This window comes from Glaciecola sp. XM2 (assembly GCF_018595715.1).
In the GTDB taxonomy this organism is placed as follows: Bacteria; Pseudomonadota; Gammaproteobacteria; order Enterobacterales; family Alteromonadaceae; genus Glaciecola.
This window is the reverse complement of sequence record NZ_JAHEOJ010000024.1, coordinates 339,198-358,314: the sequence shown is the minus strand read 5'-3', so window position 1 is coordinate 358,314 and position 19,117 is coordinate 339,198. Positions and strand designations below refer to the sequence as shown.

At 46.2% G+C, this 19,117-nt stretch carries 20 protein-coding genes; 13 read left to right on the top strand and 7 right to left on the bottom strand.

Annotated elements, in window-relative coordinates:
• Positions 1-6: 6 nt before the first annotated feature.
• The 11 genes from KJ365_RS11700 to KJ365_RS11650 all read left to right on the top strand — a co-directional run bounded on the left by KJ365_RS11700 (position 7) and on the right by KJ365_RS11650 (position 12,351).
• Entirely contained in the window at positions 7-2,151 is a 2,145-nt protein-coding gene (locus KJ365_RS11700) for a tetratricopeptide repeat protein (protein ID WP_214451822.1), read from the top strand.
• Positions 2,151-5,441 (top strand): tetratricopeptide repeat protein, encoded by a 3,291-nt coding sequence (locus KJ365_RS11695; protein ID WP_214451821.1) that lies wholly within the window; start codon positions 2,151-2,153, stop codon positions 5,439-5,441. The genes KJ365_RS11700 and KJ365_RS11695 overlap by 1 nt, the downstream gene beginning before the upstream one ends.
• Positions 5,431-6,276 carry a tetratricopeptide repeat protein gene (locus KJ365_RS11690; RefSeq protein WP_214451820.1) on the top strand — a complete coding sequence of 282 codons (846 nt, stop codon included), beginning with the start codon at positions 5,431-5,433 and terminating at the stop codon, positions 6,274-6,276. Before KJ365_RS11695 ends, KJ365_RS11690 begins: the two co-directional genes overlap by 11 nt.
• Positions 6,263-6,673, top strand: coding sequence for a hypothetical protein (locus KJ365_RS11685; RefSeq protein WP_214451924.1), 411 nt, complete (start codon positions 6,263-6,265; stop codon positions 6,671-6,673). Before KJ365_RS11690 ends, KJ365_RS11685 begins: the two co-directional genes overlap by 14 nt.
• Positions 6,674-6,779: 106 nt before the next feature.
• The gene (locus KJ365_RS11680) at positions 6,780-7,445 is read left to right on the top strand and encodes a MotA/TolQ/ExbB proton channel family protein (protein WP_214451819.1); all 666 of its coding nucleotides are present in this window, start codon (positions 6,780-6,782) and stop codon (positions 7,443-7,445) included.
• A gap of 11 nt (positions 7,446-7,456) precedes the next feature.
• Positions 7,457-8,008: an ExbD/TolR family protein gene (locus KJ365_RS11675; RefSeq protein WP_214451818.1), complete on the top strand. Its 552-nt coding sequence runs from the start codon at positions 7,457-7,459 to the stop codon at positions 8,006-8,008.
• Entirely contained in the window at positions 8,008-8,535 is a 528-nt protein-coding gene (locus KJ365_RS11670) for an ExbD/TolR family protein (protein WP_214451817.1), read from the top strand. The genes KJ365_RS11675 and KJ365_RS11670 overlap by 1 nt, the downstream gene beginning before the upstream one ends.
• A complete protein-coding gene (locus KJ365_RS11665) occupies positions 8,535-9,542 on the top strand; it encodes an AgmX/PglI C-terminal domain-containing protein (protein WP_214451816.1) in 1,008 nt (335 codons plus the stop codon). The genes KJ365_RS11670 and KJ365_RS11665 overlap by 1 nt, the downstream gene beginning before the upstream one ends.
• Positions 9,543-9,677: 135 nt before the next feature.
• The gene (locus tag KJ365_RS11660; protein WP_214451815.1) at positions 9,678-10,478 is read left to right on the top strand and encodes a CLCA_X family protein; all 801 of its coding nucleotides are present in this window, start codon (positions 9,678-9,680) and stop codon (positions 10,476-10,478) included.
• A 378-nt stretch (positions 10,479-10,856) separates the two neighbouring features.
• Positions 10,857-11,549, top strand: a complete 693-nt coding sequence (locus KJ365_RS11655) for an alpha/beta fold hydrolase (RefSeq protein WP_214451814.1) — start codon at positions 10,857-10,859, stop codon at positions 11,547-11,549.
• A 127-nt stretch (positions 11,550-11,676) separates the two neighbouring features.
• Positions 11,677-12,351 carry a DUF4919 domain-containing protein gene (locus KJ365_RS11650; RefSeq protein ID WP_250884178.1) on the top strand — a complete coding sequence of 225 codons (675 nt, stop codon included), beginning with the start codon at positions 11,677-11,679 and terminating at the stop codon, positions 12,349-12,351.
• 2 nt (positions 12,352-12,353) lie between these two features.
• Here the strand turns inward: KJ365_RS11650 and KJ365_RS11645 are convergent, their stop codons facing one another.
• Both KJ365_RS11645 and KJ365_RS11640 read right to left on the bottom strand, forming a co-directional pair.
• Positions 12,354-12,626, bottom strand: coding sequence for a TIGR03643 family protein (locus KJ365_RS11645; RefSeq protein WP_214451813.1), 273 nt, complete (start codon positions 12,624-12,626; stop codon positions 12,354-12,356).
• Positions 12,627-12,686: 60 nt separating this feature from the next.
• A complete protein-coding gene (locus tag KJ365_RS11640; RefSeq protein ID WP_214451812.1) occupies positions 12,687-13,064 on the bottom strand; it encodes a glutathione S-transferase N-terminal domain-containing protein in 378 nt (125 codons plus the stop codon).
• A gap of 199 nt (positions 13,065-13,263) precedes the next feature.
• Here KJ365_RS11640 and KJ365_RS11635 point away from each other — a divergent pair, with 199 nt between their 5' ends.
• Positions 13,264-14,160: a dienelactone hydrolase family protein gene (locus tag KJ365_RS11635; protein WP_214451811.1), complete on the top strand. Its 897-nt coding sequence runs from the start codon at positions 13,264-13,266 to the stop codon at positions 14,158-14,160.
• A 107-nt stretch (positions 14,161-14,267) separates the two neighbouring features.
• Here KJ365_RS11635 and KJ365_RS11630 read toward each other — a convergent pair whose 3' ends face one another.
• From KJ365_RS11630 to KJ365_RS11610, 5 genes are all read right to left on the bottom strand, one after another.
• Positions 14,268-15,038, bottom strand: coding sequence for a hypothetical protein (locus tag KJ365_RS11630; protein WP_214451810.1), 771 nt, complete (start codon positions 15,036-15,038; stop codon positions 14,268-14,270).
• A 205-nt stretch (positions 15,039-15,243) separates the two neighbouring features.
• The gene (locus tag KJ365_RS11625) at positions 15,244-17,406 is read right to left on the bottom strand and encodes an exonuclease domain-containing protein (RefSeq protein ID WP_214451809.1); all 2,163 of its coding nucleotides are present in this window, start codon (positions 17,404-17,406) and stop codon (positions 15,244-15,246) included.
• Positions 17,407-17,520: 114 nt separating this feature from the next.
• Positions 17,521-17,832: a helix-turn-helix transcriptional regulator gene (locus KJ365_RS11620; protein WP_214451808.1), complete on the bottom strand. Its 312-nt coding sequence runs from the start codon at positions 17,830-17,832 to the stop codon at positions 17,521-17,523.
• A 13-nt stretch (positions 17,833-17,845) separates the two neighbouring features.
• Entirely contained in the window at positions 17,846-18,286 is a 441-nt protein-coding gene (locus tag KJ365_RS11615; protein WP_214451807.1) for a hypothetical protein, read from the bottom strand.
• Between the two features lie 137 nt (positions 18,287-18,423).
• On the bottom strand, positions 18,424-18,741 hold the full coding sequence (locus KJ365_RS11610; protein ID WP_250884177.1) for a hypothetical protein: 318 nt from the start codon (positions 18,739-18,741) through the stop codon (positions 18,424-18,426).
• Positions 18,742-18,925: 184 nt separating this feature from the next.
• Between KJ365_RS11610 and KJ365_RS11605 the strand changes: the two genes are divergently transcribed.
• The gene (locus KJ365_RS11605; protein WP_214451806.1) at positions 18,926-19,117 is read left to right on the top strand and encodes a zinc ribbon domain-containing protein; all 192 of its coding nucleotides are present in this window, start codon (positions 18,926-18,928) and stop codon (positions 19,115-19,117) included.

The following is a 19,117-nucleotide window of genomic DNA, read 5'->3' as shown; positions in this document are numbered from 1 at the left end:
GCTTAAGTGCCAAGACAAGTAAGAGAACAAGGCTTTAAAAAAGTAACCACGACGTCAAAACTTGGCGCCGCGTTGATGCTTTGCGTCCTTTCTTTATCGTCTCTTGCACAAGACGATGCAACAGCACTGCCCCTAGAGAATACAGCGTCTGACTCCGAGGTACTCTCATCAGCAGATGCCGTGCGAGTCTCTCCGGCAAAGCAAAAAGCAGACTATCAACACGTATTGTTTGAATATTTTCAGCAAAATTATGCATCTGTGTTGATGTTAATTGACGTAGGTGACCAAGCCCATCAATTTACCGATTTAGAAGAGCATGATCTTGACCGTTTGCGCCTAATGCAGGGCGCTGCTCAACTCAATTTAGGGTTGAACACGCAAGCACAAGAGCTTTTGTTAGGGCTGCTATCGCGCACCTCGTCTGAATATGTGCAAGCCAATACCTGGTATTGGTTGGCAAAAGCAGGTTTTGAGAATCGTCAATACACTTTAAGTGAGCGTGCCTTTGAAGCGATTCAAACCGACGAGTTAGAAAAGGAAATTACCACCGCCCAATGGCAAGAGCTCATATATCTTAATGCATTTACTCGTATGCAGCGCCAAGCCGATTGGCAAGCAATGTATGAGCAGCTAGCGCCAAACAATATTTACCCTGCCTACTTACAGGCAAACCTTGCGACCAGTTTGTTTAATCAGGGGGATTATGCGGGTGCAGAAGAAGCGTTTATAAACGCGAAACAACGCTTACTTCGCTATCAACAAATACGCGATTCGTGGTTTACCAGCGCAAAAACCGCCACACAAAGCCTGTTGAGTTTTGACTGGTTGTCATTTGCTTGGCTTAACCCAGTGACGTGGTTTAGTAGCGACCCTAACGCCACTGCACAGGGCAATATTGAACAGCAAGCACTCGCGGAGCAAACGCAAGAAGAAAACGCATTATTTGACCGCATCAATCTAGGCTTGTCTTATGCCCTGTTACAACAGCAAGATGAAGAAAGCGCCTTAGCGGTTATAAACACAATTTCAGAGCAAGGCGGCGAAAGCGACCAAGCACTGCTTACTCTTGGATGGACCTTGGCACAGCAAAATCGTTGGCAACAATCTCTCGATATATGGGAGTACTTACAACAGCGCTCAAAAGGTATATTTGGTTTACAGGCCAGCTACGGAATAGCTTATGCCCATCAACAGCAAGGTCAATATGCTAATGCGTTTTTTGCCCTTAGCGATACCAGCGAGCAAATTAAAACCAGTCTTGATGATTTAGATGTCTTTACTCAACAAATTCAACAAGACAATTTTTTTGATGGCTTTAGTCAAACTGAGTTCACGGCGCAGTGGCCGGCATCGCTATTAGATATTAAACGCATGTTTTTGAGCACCCGCCCAGACTTTGATGCGAAATATTTGTTGTCGGTGCGCGAGCAATCTCAACTGATCCTCGGTGAGCTTCGCAAAAAGCAAGATCAACTAGATGTACTTGAACAAATGCTCGCCACGCGCAAGCAAAGTTTTGCAAAGCGTCAGCAAAGTTTATCGTTGAGCGATGCCCAAGCCCAGCTTAGCCAAGCGCAAACGCAGCTTGAGCAAATGAAAGCGCTGATTGCGCAAAGTAAAAGTCAAAACGATGAAGGGGTGACGCCTTTGGCTTTAAAAATTGCCACGCCTGACCAAGTGGCTTGGATGTCGCGCCTTGAAAATGCCAAAGCAAGACATGCACGACTCCTGCTCGATGATACAAGACGCCGCCCCGTCAGCCCGAAATATGCCGAGCGTTTAGCGCGTATTCAAGGGGTCTTGGAGTGGCAGTTACAAAATGACTTTATTGCAAATCGCTGGGAACATTTACGTTTAATGCAGCAGGTAGGCAAAACCATTGAACAAACACAGGCCTCATATGATGCATTAAAAGCACGCCAACAAGATTCACAGTTGTTTGCGCGACAACAGCAGCAAATCGAGCGCTTGGAGCAAACCATTTTGCAACAACAAGCTACCGCTGATGGCGTATATCAGCGCTCAAATACGCAGTTACGAGATAACTTGCTCGCCATTATTGAGCAACGCAAGACGCAGCTTAATGCGCAGCAAGTCAACACTCGTTTAGCGATGTTGCGCCTACAAGATTTGCAACCGGAGGTGAACTGATGGGATTGCGTATCATCACTCGCAGTGCTGTGCTCAGCGTCACTTTTGTCCTAGGTGCTTGCAATATTTTGGGTGGCGAAGAGGTTGAGTTAGAAAAGCTGAACGAAGTGGAACTCGCAGAGCAAAGGCGCTTGTTAAGCGGTGCGTCTACTCGCCCTAGTTTAAAAAGTTTGAATCTTATGCCTGAAGGTCGCGATATTGAGGCCCCGATAAGTCAACAGGCTGACCAACAGAGCAATGGTCTTGAGGATATTCCGCGTCTGTCATTGGAGCAAAAACGCGATGAATACGAAGCGCTGTTACCTTTGATTGAAGATGAAACACAAAAACGCCAGGTAGCCTTTAGACTTGCCGATATTAAAATGTTGTTAGCCGAGCAAACCCTCGAGCAAGGCGGCGCTCAACAAGATACGTTTTTTGAGCAGGCGATAAGTGGATATCGTCAAGTGCTCAGCGAGCATGACGTGATAACCCCTAACGGTGAACTACCGCTCAGTGAAGCCCAACAAGCCCTTAATCGTAAACTCATGGATACCACTTATCAGCTATCTAGAGCGCTCGATTTAGCAGGTCAAGCGCAGCAAAGTGTTGAGGTCGCAAAAGGCTTTATGACCACCTTTTCAACCGATGTTTATGCCATGACAGAGCAACACGTTGAGCTATATTTTAGAATCGGTGAATACTACTTTAACCGCCAGCAATATCCTACGGCCGCAAGTTACTATGGTCAGGTTGTGCAATCGGCCGCACAAGTGTCGTTGCAAAATAGTGCTGATTTTTATGGGATCTCCGCCTACATGCTTGGTTGGAGTGAGTTCAAGCAAGATAACTATAACGACGCCCTTAGCGCCTTTAATATCATGCTTAGTCATACGCTAGGAAACTCTGAACAGCTGAAGTTTGCTACCCTCGACAGTATTGATAGTTTAAGTAAAGGTGAAATGCGTCTGGTCAAAGACAGCCTTAGAGTGATGGCGCTTACCTTTTCTTATCAAGGGAACGCTTCGGCCATTAGAGCGTTTTACGAAGCCAAAGGTCCTCAAGCCTATGAACATTTAGTTTACGAAGAGCTGGCTCAGCAGTATTTAGATGAAGATCGTTTTCAAGATAGCGCCGCGGTGTTACTTGGGTTTGCATCACTTTATCCTGATCATCCTCGAGCAGTTGAGTTTTACGTTAGACATATCGATGCGTTTATCTTAGGGGACTTCCCAGGCGAAGTATTATTAGCCAAGCAAGGCTTCGTAGAAACGTATTCGGTAGGAGCAGGTGTAGTATCTCGTTTGTACTCACCCATCGGTGAAGCCGCAGCGCCTTATCTGCGCGAGTATTTGACGGAGTTAGCGCAGTCGGAGCATAGCATTGCGCAGGGTATCGACAGCATCCTGCAAGCTCGCAGAACTCGTGCACAAGATGCCGAAAACAGCTTTACACAAGCCTTTCAGACACAACAGTTAAGCAATGCTCAACGTATTGCCCTTAGCAGTGCTACCGATACCGATTTAGCAAGCTTACGCCTAGAGGCATATCAACAGGCGATTGCTTACTATGATAATTTTATCCGAACATTTGCAACGGCAAGCTTGCCGGGCTTAGAGAATGTCAGTCAAGATGTACCTGAGCGACGTTTCTTTATGGCAGAAGCACACATTGCCATTGAGCAATATGCACAAGCCATCGACGCATTTGAAATTTATGCGTACGAAGATACCCCCAATCCAATGGCGGTTGAAGCAGCGTATGCAGCCATCTTGGCATACGAAAAAATGCCCGCATCTGCCACCGTTTCACGTATTGAAGATGGCGTATTTAGACCCTCTGCTCAACAGCTTAGTCAGCAACGTTTTGTGCAAAACTTTGCGCAAGACAGACGCTCACCAGTGATCAGTCTAAACCTTATGCAAAGCTTGTTTAATCAAGCCCAATACCGCGCCGCGAAGAGCTGGGCAACGTGGTTGTTAGAGGTTTCACCCACCTTACACGAAGTATTGCCGGAGCGTCAGCGCTCGGCACTATTGGTGATGGCGCACAGTGAGTTTGAATTAGCCAATTTTGCCAGTGCCGAAGGGTTTTATCGTCGCTTACTAGCCGACACCACCGTTACCGCATCGGTAGATGGAGAAATAGAAAACATCGATTTGATAGACCGCTTGGCCGCTACGTTATATCGACAGGCAGAGGCTGAACTGGCGAGCATTAATCTGACGCCGGAAGGGCTATCTCAAGTGACGGATGTTCAAAGCATTAGCCTAAGTGAGCCCCAGCAAGATGTTGTGATCAGAGCAATTGGGTTTTGGCAGGAGATCATCACCGATACGCCGAATGCCACCTTTAGATTGGCCGCACAATACGACAGTGCGAGTTATTATGCGCTGTTAGGTCAATGGCAAAACGCCATCGAGACATGGTTGGATTTCGCACAGCGCTATCCTGAAAACGAGCTAACGCAAAATATCGAACCTCAGCTGTTATACGCTTATCAGCAAACCGAGAATTGGGAGGCTGCAGCAAGTATTTTGATTGCGCAACATGCAGCTTCACCTAATACCGACGCAGGAAGAGAGGCGCTGTATCAAGCTGCCACCTTCTATGATAGAGCAGAAAACCGCAGTCTTGCGCTAGACAATTTCAGAAAATATGCCCATGCGTATCCGCAACCACTCGATTTGGCGAACGAAGCACGTTTCCGCCTAAGTGAGTTTTATGTTGAGTCTAATGAGCAAAGCAAGCGTCGTTTTTGGCTCAATAAAATGCTTCAGGCGCAATTGGCACTTGCCAGTGGTGCAGGCAATGCTAGCGCAGGTACACCGCGCTCGCGTTACTTAGCGGCTATGTCGGCGATGGTCTTTGCGAAAGATGCAGACTATGTGTTTAAACGCATTAAATTGTCACAACCACTCAATGAAAGTCTCCCGAAAAAGCAAAAAGCCCTGAGCGATGCAATTAACGCTTATGATTTAGTAATGTCGTTTGCGGTAAAAGACTTTACCACCGCTGCTAATTACGACTTGGCGAATTTATATCTGCAACTGGCGGGCGATTTGATGGACTCGAGCCGTCCAGATGGGTTATCAGCCCTTGAAATGAGCCAGTATGAAATTTTGCTGGAAGAGCAGGCCTATCCATTTGAAGAGACAGCCATAGAACTGCATCAAAATAATGCCAATCGTGTGTTTAACGGGATTTATGATGACTACGTTCAGCAAAGCTTTGCCGCGCTTAGTAAAGCTTTGCCCGCACGCTATAACAAACCTGAAATGACCGCGAGGTTGACCGCAGATGAATTATAAAATCAAGCACCTTGTTACAACATTGGCTGCACTGCTGCTGTTAGGTGGTTGTGTTAGCACTAAGACCTTATTTGGTGATGCCGAGCAAGAGGTTCAGACAAATGAACAAGAGCAAGCGCCCATCACACAAGAGACTGCTGGTGCACAAGGTATTGAAGTCGAACCGATTTCTCCAGAAGAGCAACGAGCCTTAGACACAGCGGCCTTAGTCAATGCGAGTGAAAACCGCTTTCAGGCATCTAAAAAAGCAAATGCACCGCGCACACGAGCATTATTACTTGAAGCGTTGAGTGCCTATCAAAATGAAGAATATGAAGTGGCATTGACGTTGATGCAAAGCGCTAAGCAATTAGCCGACCCCATGAACAGCAGTGCATACGTACTTGATGGCGATATTTATGTTGCGTTAGATGACGTTGATCGCGCGGCAAAAAGTTATGACAACGCGTTGTCACTAAACCCAGACAACTTTAAGGCTGCCAATCGACGTGCCTTGCTGCATCGTGAACAAGGCGAGTTTGAGCAAGCATTAACGCTGTATTCCCAAGCGATTGAAAGCTATTCAGCGCATGCGCCTAGCTATCGCAATCGCGGCGTACTGTATGACTTGTATCTAGGAAACAAAGCCCTAGCCCTAAAAGATTACCAAATGTACGCCGATTTATTGACCTACCAACAGTCACAAACTGCGCAAGATGCAGTTATGCTGACGTCGTTAAGTGAGGCTCAGCTCAAGCGTGAAGCCCGCCGTGTAAAAGGGTGGCTAATTGATGTCGAGCGTCAAGTACAAGCGCAAGTCGATAACGTTGCGAGGCAGGCAGATGGCACAGAATAAATTATATTTATGTATGTTGGCACTTACGCTTATTACGTCAATACAGTCAGCAAACGCGCTAGCACAATCTGATAACGACACTGCGCAAACAGTAAGCACGCCAGAGCCTCTCTCGCAGGAGGCTCAACAACCGATTTCTGCCAATGAGATTTTAAGATTGGAAGAGACCATCAGAGGCAACAAAGAGCAACCTCAGGTATTGACGATTGTACCTTGGCAGTTACCGACGCATCAGCGAATTAACGAAAATAGTGCATGGCAACCGACCGTTGAAAGCTTGCCGAGTATTGAGCGCAACCAGTTTTTACGTGACCTAGCGGTCGTAGAAGAGATAAGTCGAGGGGCTAGCAATGCGGCCAATGTGCAAGGTGCTAATCCCGCGACCAAAGAAGATTAGGTATATTTTTTCATAGCCTGAGTTAATTGAGATACACAAACACCCATTGTTTTTTCGTACATTACTGCAAATACATCACACTCATTGAATTTATTGGAGCGATATCATGGATATCTTTGACACCGTAGCGCGATTTTTCCAAGAAGGCGGATCGTTTATGCTGCCTATAGCCATTGTTTTGGCCATTGGCATAGCCATTACCATTGAACGCTATTTGTTCTTGATGTCAGCAACTTTCACCAACAAACGTGCGTTTGGTGAAATTGAGCCGCTTTTGGCACATCAAAAGTTTGAAAAAGTGATACAAATCACCGAAAACAGCAAAGCGCCCATAAGTCGCGTGATTGGTGCAGGTATTACTCGCTTATCGGTCAGCCCTCGTCGCGAAGATATTGAGTATGCGATGGAAGAAGGCCTAATGGAAACGGTACCGCGCCTTGAAAAGCGCACTCAGTATTTAGGTACGCTTGCTAATATCGCTACCTTGCTGGGTCTATTAGGTACGATCATTGGTTTGATAGCGGCCTTCTCAGCGGTGGCCAATGCTGACCCATCTGATAAAGCAAGCCTGTTATCGCAATCTATTTCTGTGGCAATGAACACCACGGCTTTTGGTCTAATTTCAGCGATCCCTTTATTAGGCTTCCACGCACTGCTTCAGACCAAAACCACTGAAATCATCGATAGCATGGAAATGGCCGGTGTGAAGTGCTTGAATATTCTGATTGCGCGTGAACATTTAACGCCAAAAACACGCGATACTGACGCGTAAGTTACGCTGCCATGTTAGCGAATCGTCGCAAGCGCATCCCAAAGCAAGACGCTGAGCTCGACATCACTTCATTTATGAATTTGATGATCGTGTTAGTGCCGGTGCTGCTCATGATGATGGTGTTTTCACGCATCACCGTTGTTGAGCTAAACCTGCCCGGTCTTGCCGGTATCTCAGATACCGAGAGCATTGAAGCTCAGGTGCTCGAAGTCAAAGTCACTGACGACGGATTAGATGTGTATTTTCCGCAAGGTTACTTAGTGACTAGCGTACCTAAGATAGAGATAGAAACTGAAACTGGCGCGGTGATCGCGCACGATTTCGAAGCCTTACAAGAAACCCTAAAACAAGTGAAGCAAACCTTGTTGGGTAAAGGCGTCGATAAAAAAGACATTACCTTGCTCATGCAACAAGACACCGACTATCAAACCATTGTGACTTTGATTGATACAACGCGTTCTTACAAAGACGTTGTAGCGGCGTCGGTGGTAGATGCCGAGTTATTCCCGGATGTATCGTTGGCCGATGCGCCCATATCTAGCGTTAGCACGGGAGGACAATAATGAAACAGTCTGCCCACGCTAAACGAATGGCGCGCAATCACAAGCGTCACGCCAACAAAGCAAAGCTTAGCTTGGTGTCATTGATGGATATTTTTACCATCCTCGTGTTCTTTTTGATGTTAAATGCATCAGATGTACAGGTGTTGCAATCCAGTGATGATGTGGTGCTACCAAACTCCACTGCCGATACACCCGCCAAAGAGACGCTGCTGTTGATGGTGACCAAGCGTCAAATACTACTGCAAGGTAAACCTTTGGCTGACACGCAGTCGATTATTGATAATGATGCGCAAGCCCTCGATAGTTTAGAGGCCGAGCTTGATTATCATACGTCCAGAAAACCAAACCTAAGTGATGAGGAGAAGCTCGCGCAATCCATTACCATCATGGGTGATTCAGCAACGCCTTATGTGGTACTTAAACAGGTGATGCAGGCGGCCGCGGCAAAAGGTTATACCAATATTGCGCTGGCGGTTGAGAATACCGAAGATAGCGGCACTGCACTTAGCTCGGGAGGGTCTCGATAATGACGACACAGACCCTACCAAACAATGGCATTTACTTTGACAGTCAATTGCCATGGAGCAGTTCATCGCAAGAGAATTCGCGCTTTGTCAAAATCTGCGTAAGCGTATTGATAATCACCCTGTTACTGGCGGTATTTGTGTCATTGACTGATGTACCAGAGGTGCCCAGAGCAGAGCAAGAAAAACTGCCTCCGCAACTCGCTAAGATCATTCAAGCACAAACACCACCGCCGCCGCCTCCTCAAGTCGAGCCTGAACCAGAGCCCGAACCGGAGCCCGAGGTAATTGAAGAGCCGGAGCCTGAAATACCAGAGCCGGTGGTTGAAGCACCAGTAGAAACGCCACCAGCGCCAGAGCCAGAAGTTGAGCCTGAGCTGACAGAGCAAGAAAAAGTCACGCAAGCGCGCGAAACCGCAAAAAGCAAAGGGGTCTTAGCATTTCAAGATCAACTTGCCAGTATGCGCCAGCAAGCGAATCTGTCTAATTTGGCGAATACGGATTTAAGCCAAGGCGGTGGTGAAGCAAGCGTCACCCAGCGTGATGTGATTGCCGCTCCTTCGTTAGCCACCAGTGGCGGTATTCAGACAAGTAATTTGTCGAGTGATGTGGGCGCAGCAGGGGAGCTTGAAGGGCGTCGAAATACCGAATTTGTCGCAGCAAGTGTAGGTGAAGCGGCACTTGCGACAAAACGTATTGAAACGGAGTCACAAGTGATTGGCAGTCGTGATCTAGACCAAATTCGTCAGGTGTTAGATGCGAACAAGGGCGCGGTGTACTCTCTATACAGGCGAGCGCTTCGTGAAGACCCAAGCATTGAGGGTAAGCTAACCGTTAAGTTAGTGATTGCGCCAAGCGGTGCGTTAACTGAAGTGACCTTGCTAGACTCAGAGCTAGAAGCGCCTGAACTGGTAGAAAGATTACTCGCTCGTATTAGCTTAATTGATTTTGGGGCACAAAACGTAACGCAAACCGAACTGGAATACGCGTTTAATTTCCTACCCTTCTAAAGCAAGCTTTAGTATCTATGATACGCTAGGTAGCATGATAACTTTCATGCCCTGGCGTATTTTCGTTTAAGCATATTTTACTGCACAACCCCGTATTCCAGGCGTTTTTATTTCAGAGTCTTTTACTTCAAAACAATGACACAAGCCAAGCAAAGCAGAATTCATAAGGCCTACTTTCGAAACGGTGAAAATCATCGTGGTGGTGCTGACGTCAGTTTTGCCGATATCGTGAAAATATTTGGTTTTAGAGCAATTGAGATTGGTAAATGGGTCACCCGTGAAGAGCAACAAATAGCTGCTAACCTATTTTTTGATGCGCTTTGCGATCTTATGGATATTCTGCAAGTGCCCGAATCGGTCATTTCTCTCAATGGTACCCTAGCATTGGCTTTTGGGGTAGGCGGACGAAAGCACGTGAGTGCCCATTACGATGGGCGCAAACGTCAGTTAGCTTTGGCTAAAAATGCCGGGGGCGGCGCCCTTGCGCACGAATGGTTTCACGCTTTTGACCATTTTATTACCCCTAAATTTGTGCAATCTAACATCTCTAGTGGATTTGCATCATCGATGTGGTTAGAGAATCGCAATATTAACCCTCACCCCCTGAACAATCGATTAGAAGCGTGTTTTGAGGCGATATTTTTGGATGCTGCCAACGCAGAAAACATGAGTACGCTAATGCTCAAAAGCGTTGCTACGGATAAGGCGGTAGGCGTCTTTTATTATTCTCGCCCGCAAGAAATGGCGGCACGAGCCTTTGAGGCGTTTGTTCAGGACCACAGCATTAAGAATCAGTTTTTGGTGCAAGGCACAAAGCAATCTGCTGATGCAAAATCAGGAGTATACCCAACAGGGGCGCAGCGTGTTCTAATCACACAACGTTTAGCCCGTTACTTCTGTTTGCTTGGCTCAGCGCTCAATAAAGAGGCGCAATAATCTAGCAATACAAGACACACTGCTATCCATAAGTATTGATGAGGCTCAAAAAAGTGCGCATCGGGTAAGAAAGTCTTTAACAAGCTTTGATTGGGTATCTGCAATTGGACATGACTTACGACCCACTATCAGTGCATGTGTCACTGAGCTTAAATCCACAGAGCTTTTTGCACATGCACTTCGCCGTGCTGATAAAGCCTTGTACCTAATCAAAGAGAACGGTCGCGATCGCGTTGAATTAGGATTGGCCTAGTTTCAATTAACGTGTAAATAAGGCTTATGTTAGTCGTTACTAACCAAAAAAGTACGAAAGTGCTATGTATATGTAAAGCAATTGTTAATAAGGTGTAAAGCCCTAACGTTTAGTTGGTTATACATATGAAACATTTCTTCTCATCTGTTGTAGCTTTAGCGCTGCTTATTGCGCCACCTCTTGTCCTTGCTTGCAAAGATGCCGTTGTGTTAGTACATGGTAATTCGGCTTCGCCTAGCAGCTGGGATAACACTTACAATCGTTTATTGGCAAACGGATATTCTGGTAACGAAATCTTTCGTCCCGATTGGGGCAGTAAATTCTGTGCCGCGTGCAATAATCATAGTGGTTCAGAAGAAACCCCAGTGAGAAATGCCATTAACAGCGCCTTGGCACGCTCTTGTACCGGGAACATTGATGTGATTGGGCATTCTATGGGAGTTACCTTAGCGATTCAGCAAATCGGTAAACTACGTGTTGCTAATCGTGTCGATACTTTTGTGGGTATTGCCGGCGCGGTGCGCGGTTTACGCACCTGCGGTACTTACCCGTTTAACGTGCCTTCATCTACGTGTGGTGTTAACGGTTTATCTATAAACAGTCCATTTTTACGCAGCATTAACGGCGACGCCATCGCATCAAAGGTCTATTCGATAAAAAGTAACTTCGACCAGATTGTATGTGCAACCGGCACGTGTAATGTGAACGGCGTCCACAGCAGTCGAATTTGGAACGAATTGAGAAGCTATACTTATTCTTTAGGTCATTTTGGCTTACAGTCGAATACGTCCTCGCAACAAGTCGCGCTTATTCAATAGTAAACGTTGGCGCACAACCGATAGTGTTGTGTGCCGGCCCCGCCTTTTGATCCCCTTTACAATGTTCAGTGCGAAGGTTACCCTTTTTCACACCTTATTTGATTGATTGAGCACAGTAGGCCCTATCTTGCCGCGTTTTTTCTACTTTCGTTTGTTCGTATGTTCAGTGCTTATCCTGTGCTTGCAGTCGTGTGCCACTACGCAGCCTAAAAAAGCCGTGCTCGATTATGAAAAAAGCGATAAGGATTATCTCGCGCTCAAGCAGACCATTGAGAATAAACTAGCAGACAGCACTACCTTCGATCGCATTTTGTTTACCTATCCGCTCACGTCGTTTTATCAACCGACCGGTGACACCGAGCAGGCAGGAAAGTTACTCACCGAGAATTACATGCGAGCGGGCAACTTCGACGCTTGCCTTAAAACCGCTGAACAAATTTTGGGAGCAAATTACACATCTTTGATTGGGCATTACGCCGCCGCCACATGCTCTGGCGCAAAGCAAGATACTGAAAACAATCGCTTTCACACTTGGGTATTAGATAGCTTAATTGAGGCAATTTGGCGCACCGGCAATGGGCAAAGTGAGAATACGCCTTTTGTGATCAACAGCACCACTGACTTATATGCGTTTATCCAACTGCACGATATGGTCGCTGTGGGGCAAGACCTAGTCTACGTGCAGCAAATACCGGTGCAGCGTATTTTGATTCAGATGCCTGAGAGCAATCGCACTACCACTTGGTATTTTAACGTTACGCCGCAATTTAGGCGCGCTGTGATTGATAAACTAGAGTGGTGACGCTAGCGTTTGCGCACCGGTTTGTATTGTGTAGAGCAGTAGCCGCGAGAAACATCAGAGCTGCGCAGTTTAATGTGCTTAGTTTTGCGACCCGACACGCGTGCTCGCCAATTATTAAAGGTCTTGCGTTTTATGCTGCTTCGCATTAACTCAATCACCTGAGGTTCGCTTAGGCCATAGAGGCGCTCTATCGCTTCAAACGGCGTTCTATCTTCCCACGCCATTTCAATCACGCGAGATTTATCGGTCTCACTTAATTCGGCTTTTATAGACATAAACGAAAATGTACCTTGTGATGCATGAGTGTATACATACCCACAATATGTAAAAACAGATTAAGACTGGCCGAATCGACCTTGTAAATATTCAATAATCGCTGATGAGTCAAAAAGCCATTTATCGCCTTCAGTTGTTTGAATTCGCAAACAAGGGGTCTGTATTTTTCCTGCGCCCTCTAGCAACTCTTGTCGATAAGGAGAGCCTTGCGAAACATTACGCTTGGCGATGGGAAGATTGAGTTTGTGCATAGTACGTCTCGTTTTGATACAAAACGGGCATGCAAAGAACTGATAGAGCGTAAGTGCCTCAAGCTCTTTCTCAACGTCTTGCTGAGCCTGCGGGCTGCGTTTTAGTTTGCGACCACGGGTAATGAGGTCGACAAACGCGATAATGCCACCAAGCAAATTACGAAAAAAAGTCAGAATGAATCTCATCTTTACTACTTAAAAAGGTGATGTGGATAATTTAGCGGCAGAATAAACGCTCTGTGTGAGCGTTGCAACATCATTTGTTTTGTCATGTGTTTCCTTTGCATTGAGCGGGTAACAATAGTGCACAAGAAATTGATCTTGTTCACCTATATGACTATAACTAGAGGTTAATAAAAGCGTCCACTTCAAAAAGGTACGGGATATGTCACAGCAAAAACCGATAGAAATTCCACAACAAGCGTTTGATTGGTATGACGAATATGCCCATGGAGATATTGACCGACGCACTTTCATGACGCGTTTGGCTTCATTATCCGTTGCCGGCTTATCTCTTGGGGTAATTAGCAGTGCGCTTATCCCCAATTATGCGCAAGCTGAGCAAGTGTCGTTCAACGACCCAGACATTAAAGCAACCTACGAGCGCTTTGACTCACCAAACGGCTATGGTGAAGGCAACGGTTATCTTGCTGTTCCGTCTAATTTAGAAGGCAAGGCCCCGACGGTGTTGGTAGTGCATGAAAATAGAGGTCTTAACCCTTACATCAAAGATGTGGCTCGCAGGTTAGCTAAAATTGGTTTTATTGCGTTTGCCCCTGATGCCCTGTTTCCACTGGGCGGCTACCCCGGCAATGACGATGACGGGCGCGCGATGCAGCGCAGCCTAGAAAGAGAAAAGATAGAACAAGATTTTATGGCAGCCGCTACTTGGTTAAAGGCGCATGAAAAAGGCACAGGCAAACTAGGCGTAGTAGGTTTTTGTTTTGGTGGCTATATCAGCAACCTATTAGCGGCCACAATGCCCGACAGTATCGACGCCGCTGTCCCGTATTATGGAACGCCTGCACCAGAAGCATTGCAGTCGCAAGTTAAAGGCCCTTTGCAAATTCATTTTGCTGAGCTAGACAAGCGCGTAAATGCCTCATGGCCTGGTTATGAGAAGATTTTACGTGAAAACAAGGCCGATTATGAGGCGCATACTTATGCTGGAGCGCAGCACGGATTTCATAATGATTCCACCAGCCGCTATAGCCCCAAAGATGCTGAGTTGTCGTGGCAACGCACGACTGACTTTTTCAACAAGCACCTAACTAGCTCTTGACGATGACATAGGTGTTAGGCTTGACCATGCAGGTGCTGGGAAAAGCGCAAAAGAGGCCGGTCGAGAGTTAATATTAATGCATTCATGGTGCTTAACTCAGGTGTGGATTAAGACGATGTCGTTATCTCAGATAACACCATGTCAGCGGTTTTTTGGGTGCGCTCAATAAGCACTGGGTAATTCGCCATCGCGGTAATATTCTGTCCTATCCAGAAACGGAGCATTTGCGCAAGAGCTTTGTCGGCTCTTATATTGCGAAGCATTGAGGCGGCGTCGATGGCAACAAGGCTACTTTCGCAGTCCCTTGTGAGTGTTTCGAGTACGGCATCCACATCTACTTCCCAGCAGCCGGTCCATAGAATGCGTGCTGCATCAGGGTTAAAATAACCACGTACCGCCTCGCGAAAGGGCGGCGAATCTTGATTGAGCATCCCAAAGGCATTAATTAGGTCGTAGGTTGTGAAAAGCTCCTCACGTAGGGCACTATTAGTGGGAAAACTGAGTTTGACCGCCTCGTCAAATGCCGTGCGGTCAAGGGTAATTGCCCAGAGCTGAGACGCATGAAAAAAATCAATCAATAGCCCTTCACACGTTGCCTGACATTGTGTATTACCCTCTAAATACAAAAGCGCCCGCTCCCCTGCTTCTGTAACCGTAGAATAATAGTTTAGGAGATTGTCAGTAGTTTTACTATTTTGGACGAGCTCTTCATGAATCAAGACTAAATACGCCTGCTCCTTAGCTAGGCGACCATTTTCATCATTCCAATTCGATACCTGTATACCGATAAATACACCAACAACTACGATGATGAAATCGATAAATACGGCTGTCCAATTCTGTGTTTTAACATGCTCCATCACACGGCGTAAAAGCATATCCTTTCCTTTTCACTATGGATAACGTAGCGCATCACCATATCTTATTGGCTCAGTGGTTGCCAACAGTTCTAACGGGCCGTTTATTAATTTGGGCAGTCTATACAACTTCATCGGATGTAAAACACAACTAAAACAGAGCGTCTGGAAGCGGCATAAAGTTCTGACCCAATCCCTACGTTCCAACCTCAAAATACAAATAGCATTAAATCTCAGTGCCGGCCTGCTGCTCAAATCGCTTGGCGTTGATAAGGCAGAGCAGTTCACTAGCTGCTACTGCGTCAGACATGGCGCGGTGATGCCGCTGCATACTGATGTCAAAATGCTTGGTGAGATTGGCAAGCGAATACGACGGCAGTCCTTTAAAATATCGGCGCATTTGCACTACGGTGCACAGTTTAGGGCGGCGCCAAAAGCGGTCAAGGCGGGCAAACTCTTCTTTGATAAAGCCATAGTCAAAGTTCACGTTGTGTGCGACAAAAATGCAGTCTTCAGTGAAGGCTGCCACTTCATCTGCAATTTCGGCAAAAATGGGCGCGTCTTGGACCATGGCATCGTCAATGCCGGTCAATGCGGTGATGTTACTTGGTATTCGTCTTTGCGGGTTAACTAAGCTTTGCCAGCGTTCAACAATTTCACCGCGCACCATTTTGACCATGCCGATTTCAGTGATTTTGTGATTAGCGGCCCGTCCACCAGTGGTTTCAATATCGACCACAACATATGGTTGGTCAGGGTCTACAATAAAATCTACGGTGGTGATGCGCACGTCAAAACCAAATTCGCGGAGCTTTTGAATACACAATAGTTGATTGCGTCTTAACACATCGCCTTCGCCCTTTATTTCTTCAAAGCGCAAACGATTGTCTTCTATCACCATGATGTCTGGAAAGCCGTTATGGCAATGCTGCCAATCTTGCGCCATGTGAATCATTTGCTGTTTTACCCCAGCAATCGGCGCTAGTGATAAAAAGGTTTGCAGAGTTTCGAGCACATCGCTACGCCATTGAAAAACGCCTTGGCCTTTTCCATGATGCTCGGCAGCGTTTTTAGTCAAAATGGCCATGCACTCTTTTGCCGTTTGAAAGCTCGCAAGTTTGGCTTCAATTTGCTCATGAGCCACGGCGTAAAAATTGTTTTGTTTTAAGCATGTAGGAAGGTGATCAAAAGCCGTAGCTAGACCTAAACCGGGAAGGTCAAATAACTCTTGCCAAAACAGCAGTCCAAACAAACTTCCCCACAGGGTGTTTTCTGTGCGATAAGCCTGTAAACCTTTGTGTTTGTAGTGCGCTTGCACCCCGCGTTCGACGCTTCCTTTAAAGGTTTCATCTAAATAAATATGGTGGGCTCCTTCGCGCAGCATATCGGTGAGCACACTGGTACGTTTTTGCTGATATTTGCGCGCCAAAAAGTCTTCTGCAAATGCCAAAGACTTATCACTAAGAGGTTGATCAATCATGTCATCAAGAGCTAGGCGCACTTCCTCGACTTGGCCGAGCTTATATGCCTCCCGACACCACTTTTCTTTGGCGGTATCTGTCTCTAGCGCCTTTAAGAGCCTTAATGCGTGCACAGGGTTAAAGGTCAGCATTTCGCAAGCAAGTGCAAACATCAGATGCTGGTGCTTGTCTGCTGCGATCTCGCCCTCAACCGGTGGCGTATCTTTTATTGCCTGAAGGACCGCGCTCGCACTATCAAACTGACTACGCCTGACTTTACGTAAATATTTTGAGAGTAAAAAACTACTTAGCGCTTGATGCTTGCACTGATAACGTGATTGCAGTTGCGCTTGGGTGTCGCGCGTTCGCATTACGCCTAAGTCACGCAGCGAAAACTGGTTTAAGCGCGATTTGGTATCTCCAAAATATAGATATAGAAAATAATCGATGATGGGGTCGCTATGGCGCATAACGTAATCATTGGATAAAGCAGCGTCACAGAGGGTCTGGGCAGGCACTGACCGACAAGCGCCAAGCAATGTATCGCGGTTAACACTTTTCGGCAAACGTGCTTCGGTGGGCGAAATACTAGCGTGATAAAGCGTGTGTAATTCGTCTTTGGTTAACGCGTCTAGCCACGTCGGCACATCTTGTGTTGTGATAGGTCCAAGCCAGCCCAGTTCCACAAGTTGTGCTATCAGCTCATCTACATTACCCAGCTCTGCAAATACTAAGCTACTGATTTTGATTGCACCATGCTTACGATTGATGCACCTTACTAACAAGCACTGCTGGTCTTTACTTGCTTGATGAAACGCCTCTAAAAACGCTATGTGCGACGGGTGCAGCAAGGCAGCACAAGGCCCTTCAACAAAGCGCAAAAACTCGTGAAAATGCGTTAAATAATAATAAGTGGGTAAGCGTCGCATGGGCTCATATTTTTGACAAAGACGCGTGAAGTGTAATTTATTACTGTTTAAAAAAACAGTGGTTAATCGGGATTAAATCTTTCATCAGATTGGACGCGCTCTTGCCCTGCGATTCTATGCAAAGAGCAAGGCAAGCAACGCAACGGCTAAGCCGATGCTTAAACCTAAAACGAAAAACATAAAGTGAGCTTTATTAAATGCGTTGCTATCTCCCTCAAGTTCCTCGGGTTTGGGCACTTCAAACAAAACCTCTCGACGAACATCAAACGCTATGCACAAGGCCATGATGGTTTCTAGCGAAGCGTTGCCTTGCTTCTCAACCCGCTGAATGGTGCGCAAGTTTACATCGCAAATTTGTGCTAGTTGTTGCTGCGTCCAGTTATTGGCCATTCGCATCGCTTTGACTTTATCGCCGCGTAACTCCATAGTTGAACGGCGCCTAACCGGTAATCATGGGTACAATATACCGGCCGGTTAAATAGCCAAACATTGCACCAACGGCGACCCACCCTAGAAGTTGGATAAACATTTTCTTGCTGCTCTGCTTTGTTAGGTAGCTTTTACTCTCTTTAGCAATCTCTTCACGGTTACAAAACAACGTCGCAGATACCGTGCCGCGCAGGACCTCCTCTAGGACAATCCGCACGCGGTATTGCCTCTCATCGATGGTAAAATCGTGATCGCCACGAAAACTCCATAAGTTGCGTTTATCAGATACTGGGTGGTTGTCTACATAGACCGTTTCTTTGCCTGACCAAGCAGAGCCATGCACAGAAATGTCATGCCCTTCATGCTCGAAGTAAAACCAAAACCCTTTGCGCATTGTTACTTGGCTCATATCTTCATTACTCTCATTGGTGTTTGTTTGACTATATTGCATTTTTGGTTCCTTGTTAATGGCTTTGCGTATCGCTGAAGCTATTTAACGTCCTTATTGAGAAAACCGAAACGGCAGTTTTGTGACAGTCGTAAAATGTCATATGACACTTCGGTGTCGTAAATGCTTAAGCTATTGTCTTATTTCGTTTTTTGTTTTTTCACCCATGCAAAGTGAGTAGTGAGTTTTTCATCATTGAGTATCATTTCAAGGGTATAAAATTGTTTAGCAAGGGTCATTTCACAATATGTTTTATGGATGCCGGTATGGCACTTACGACAAATATTGATGCCAGCAGACAGGCCAGCTTTATCAAAATGCTTTTTAAAGTACGTGCGCCGATGCATCTTTTTAGGAATGAGATGGTGAAAGGTTAAGTGCGCCTGTCGCCCACAGGTTTGACAAGCGCCAAAGCGTTTGCGAGGTTGATAAGGTGATGATGAAGTCGCGTCTTTCATAGGTTTGTTTAACGTACCGCTTTATAAAAAGGCTCACAAGGCGGTTTTTAGTTTGTCTGATAAGGCAGCAATTGCACCGTGCAAAGACAGCCTAACAACCAATTGGTAGATTTTGCGCTACTAAAACGAACCAGCAGATTATTTCATCAGTAAGAAAGGTAACTCGCAACAAAATGAGAGCACGATGAGCTTAACACGCGCGGAAAAATTTGAATGCCCGTATTGCATGACCTATAACGACATTGAGATTGATGAAGACAATGACATTGGTCAGCAACAAATTGTCGACTGTCAGATATGCTGCTCGCCCATTGAAGTGGCAATCGTAGACAGTGGCTTCGGCTTAGAAATTATTGCTAAGCGGGATGATGAATAA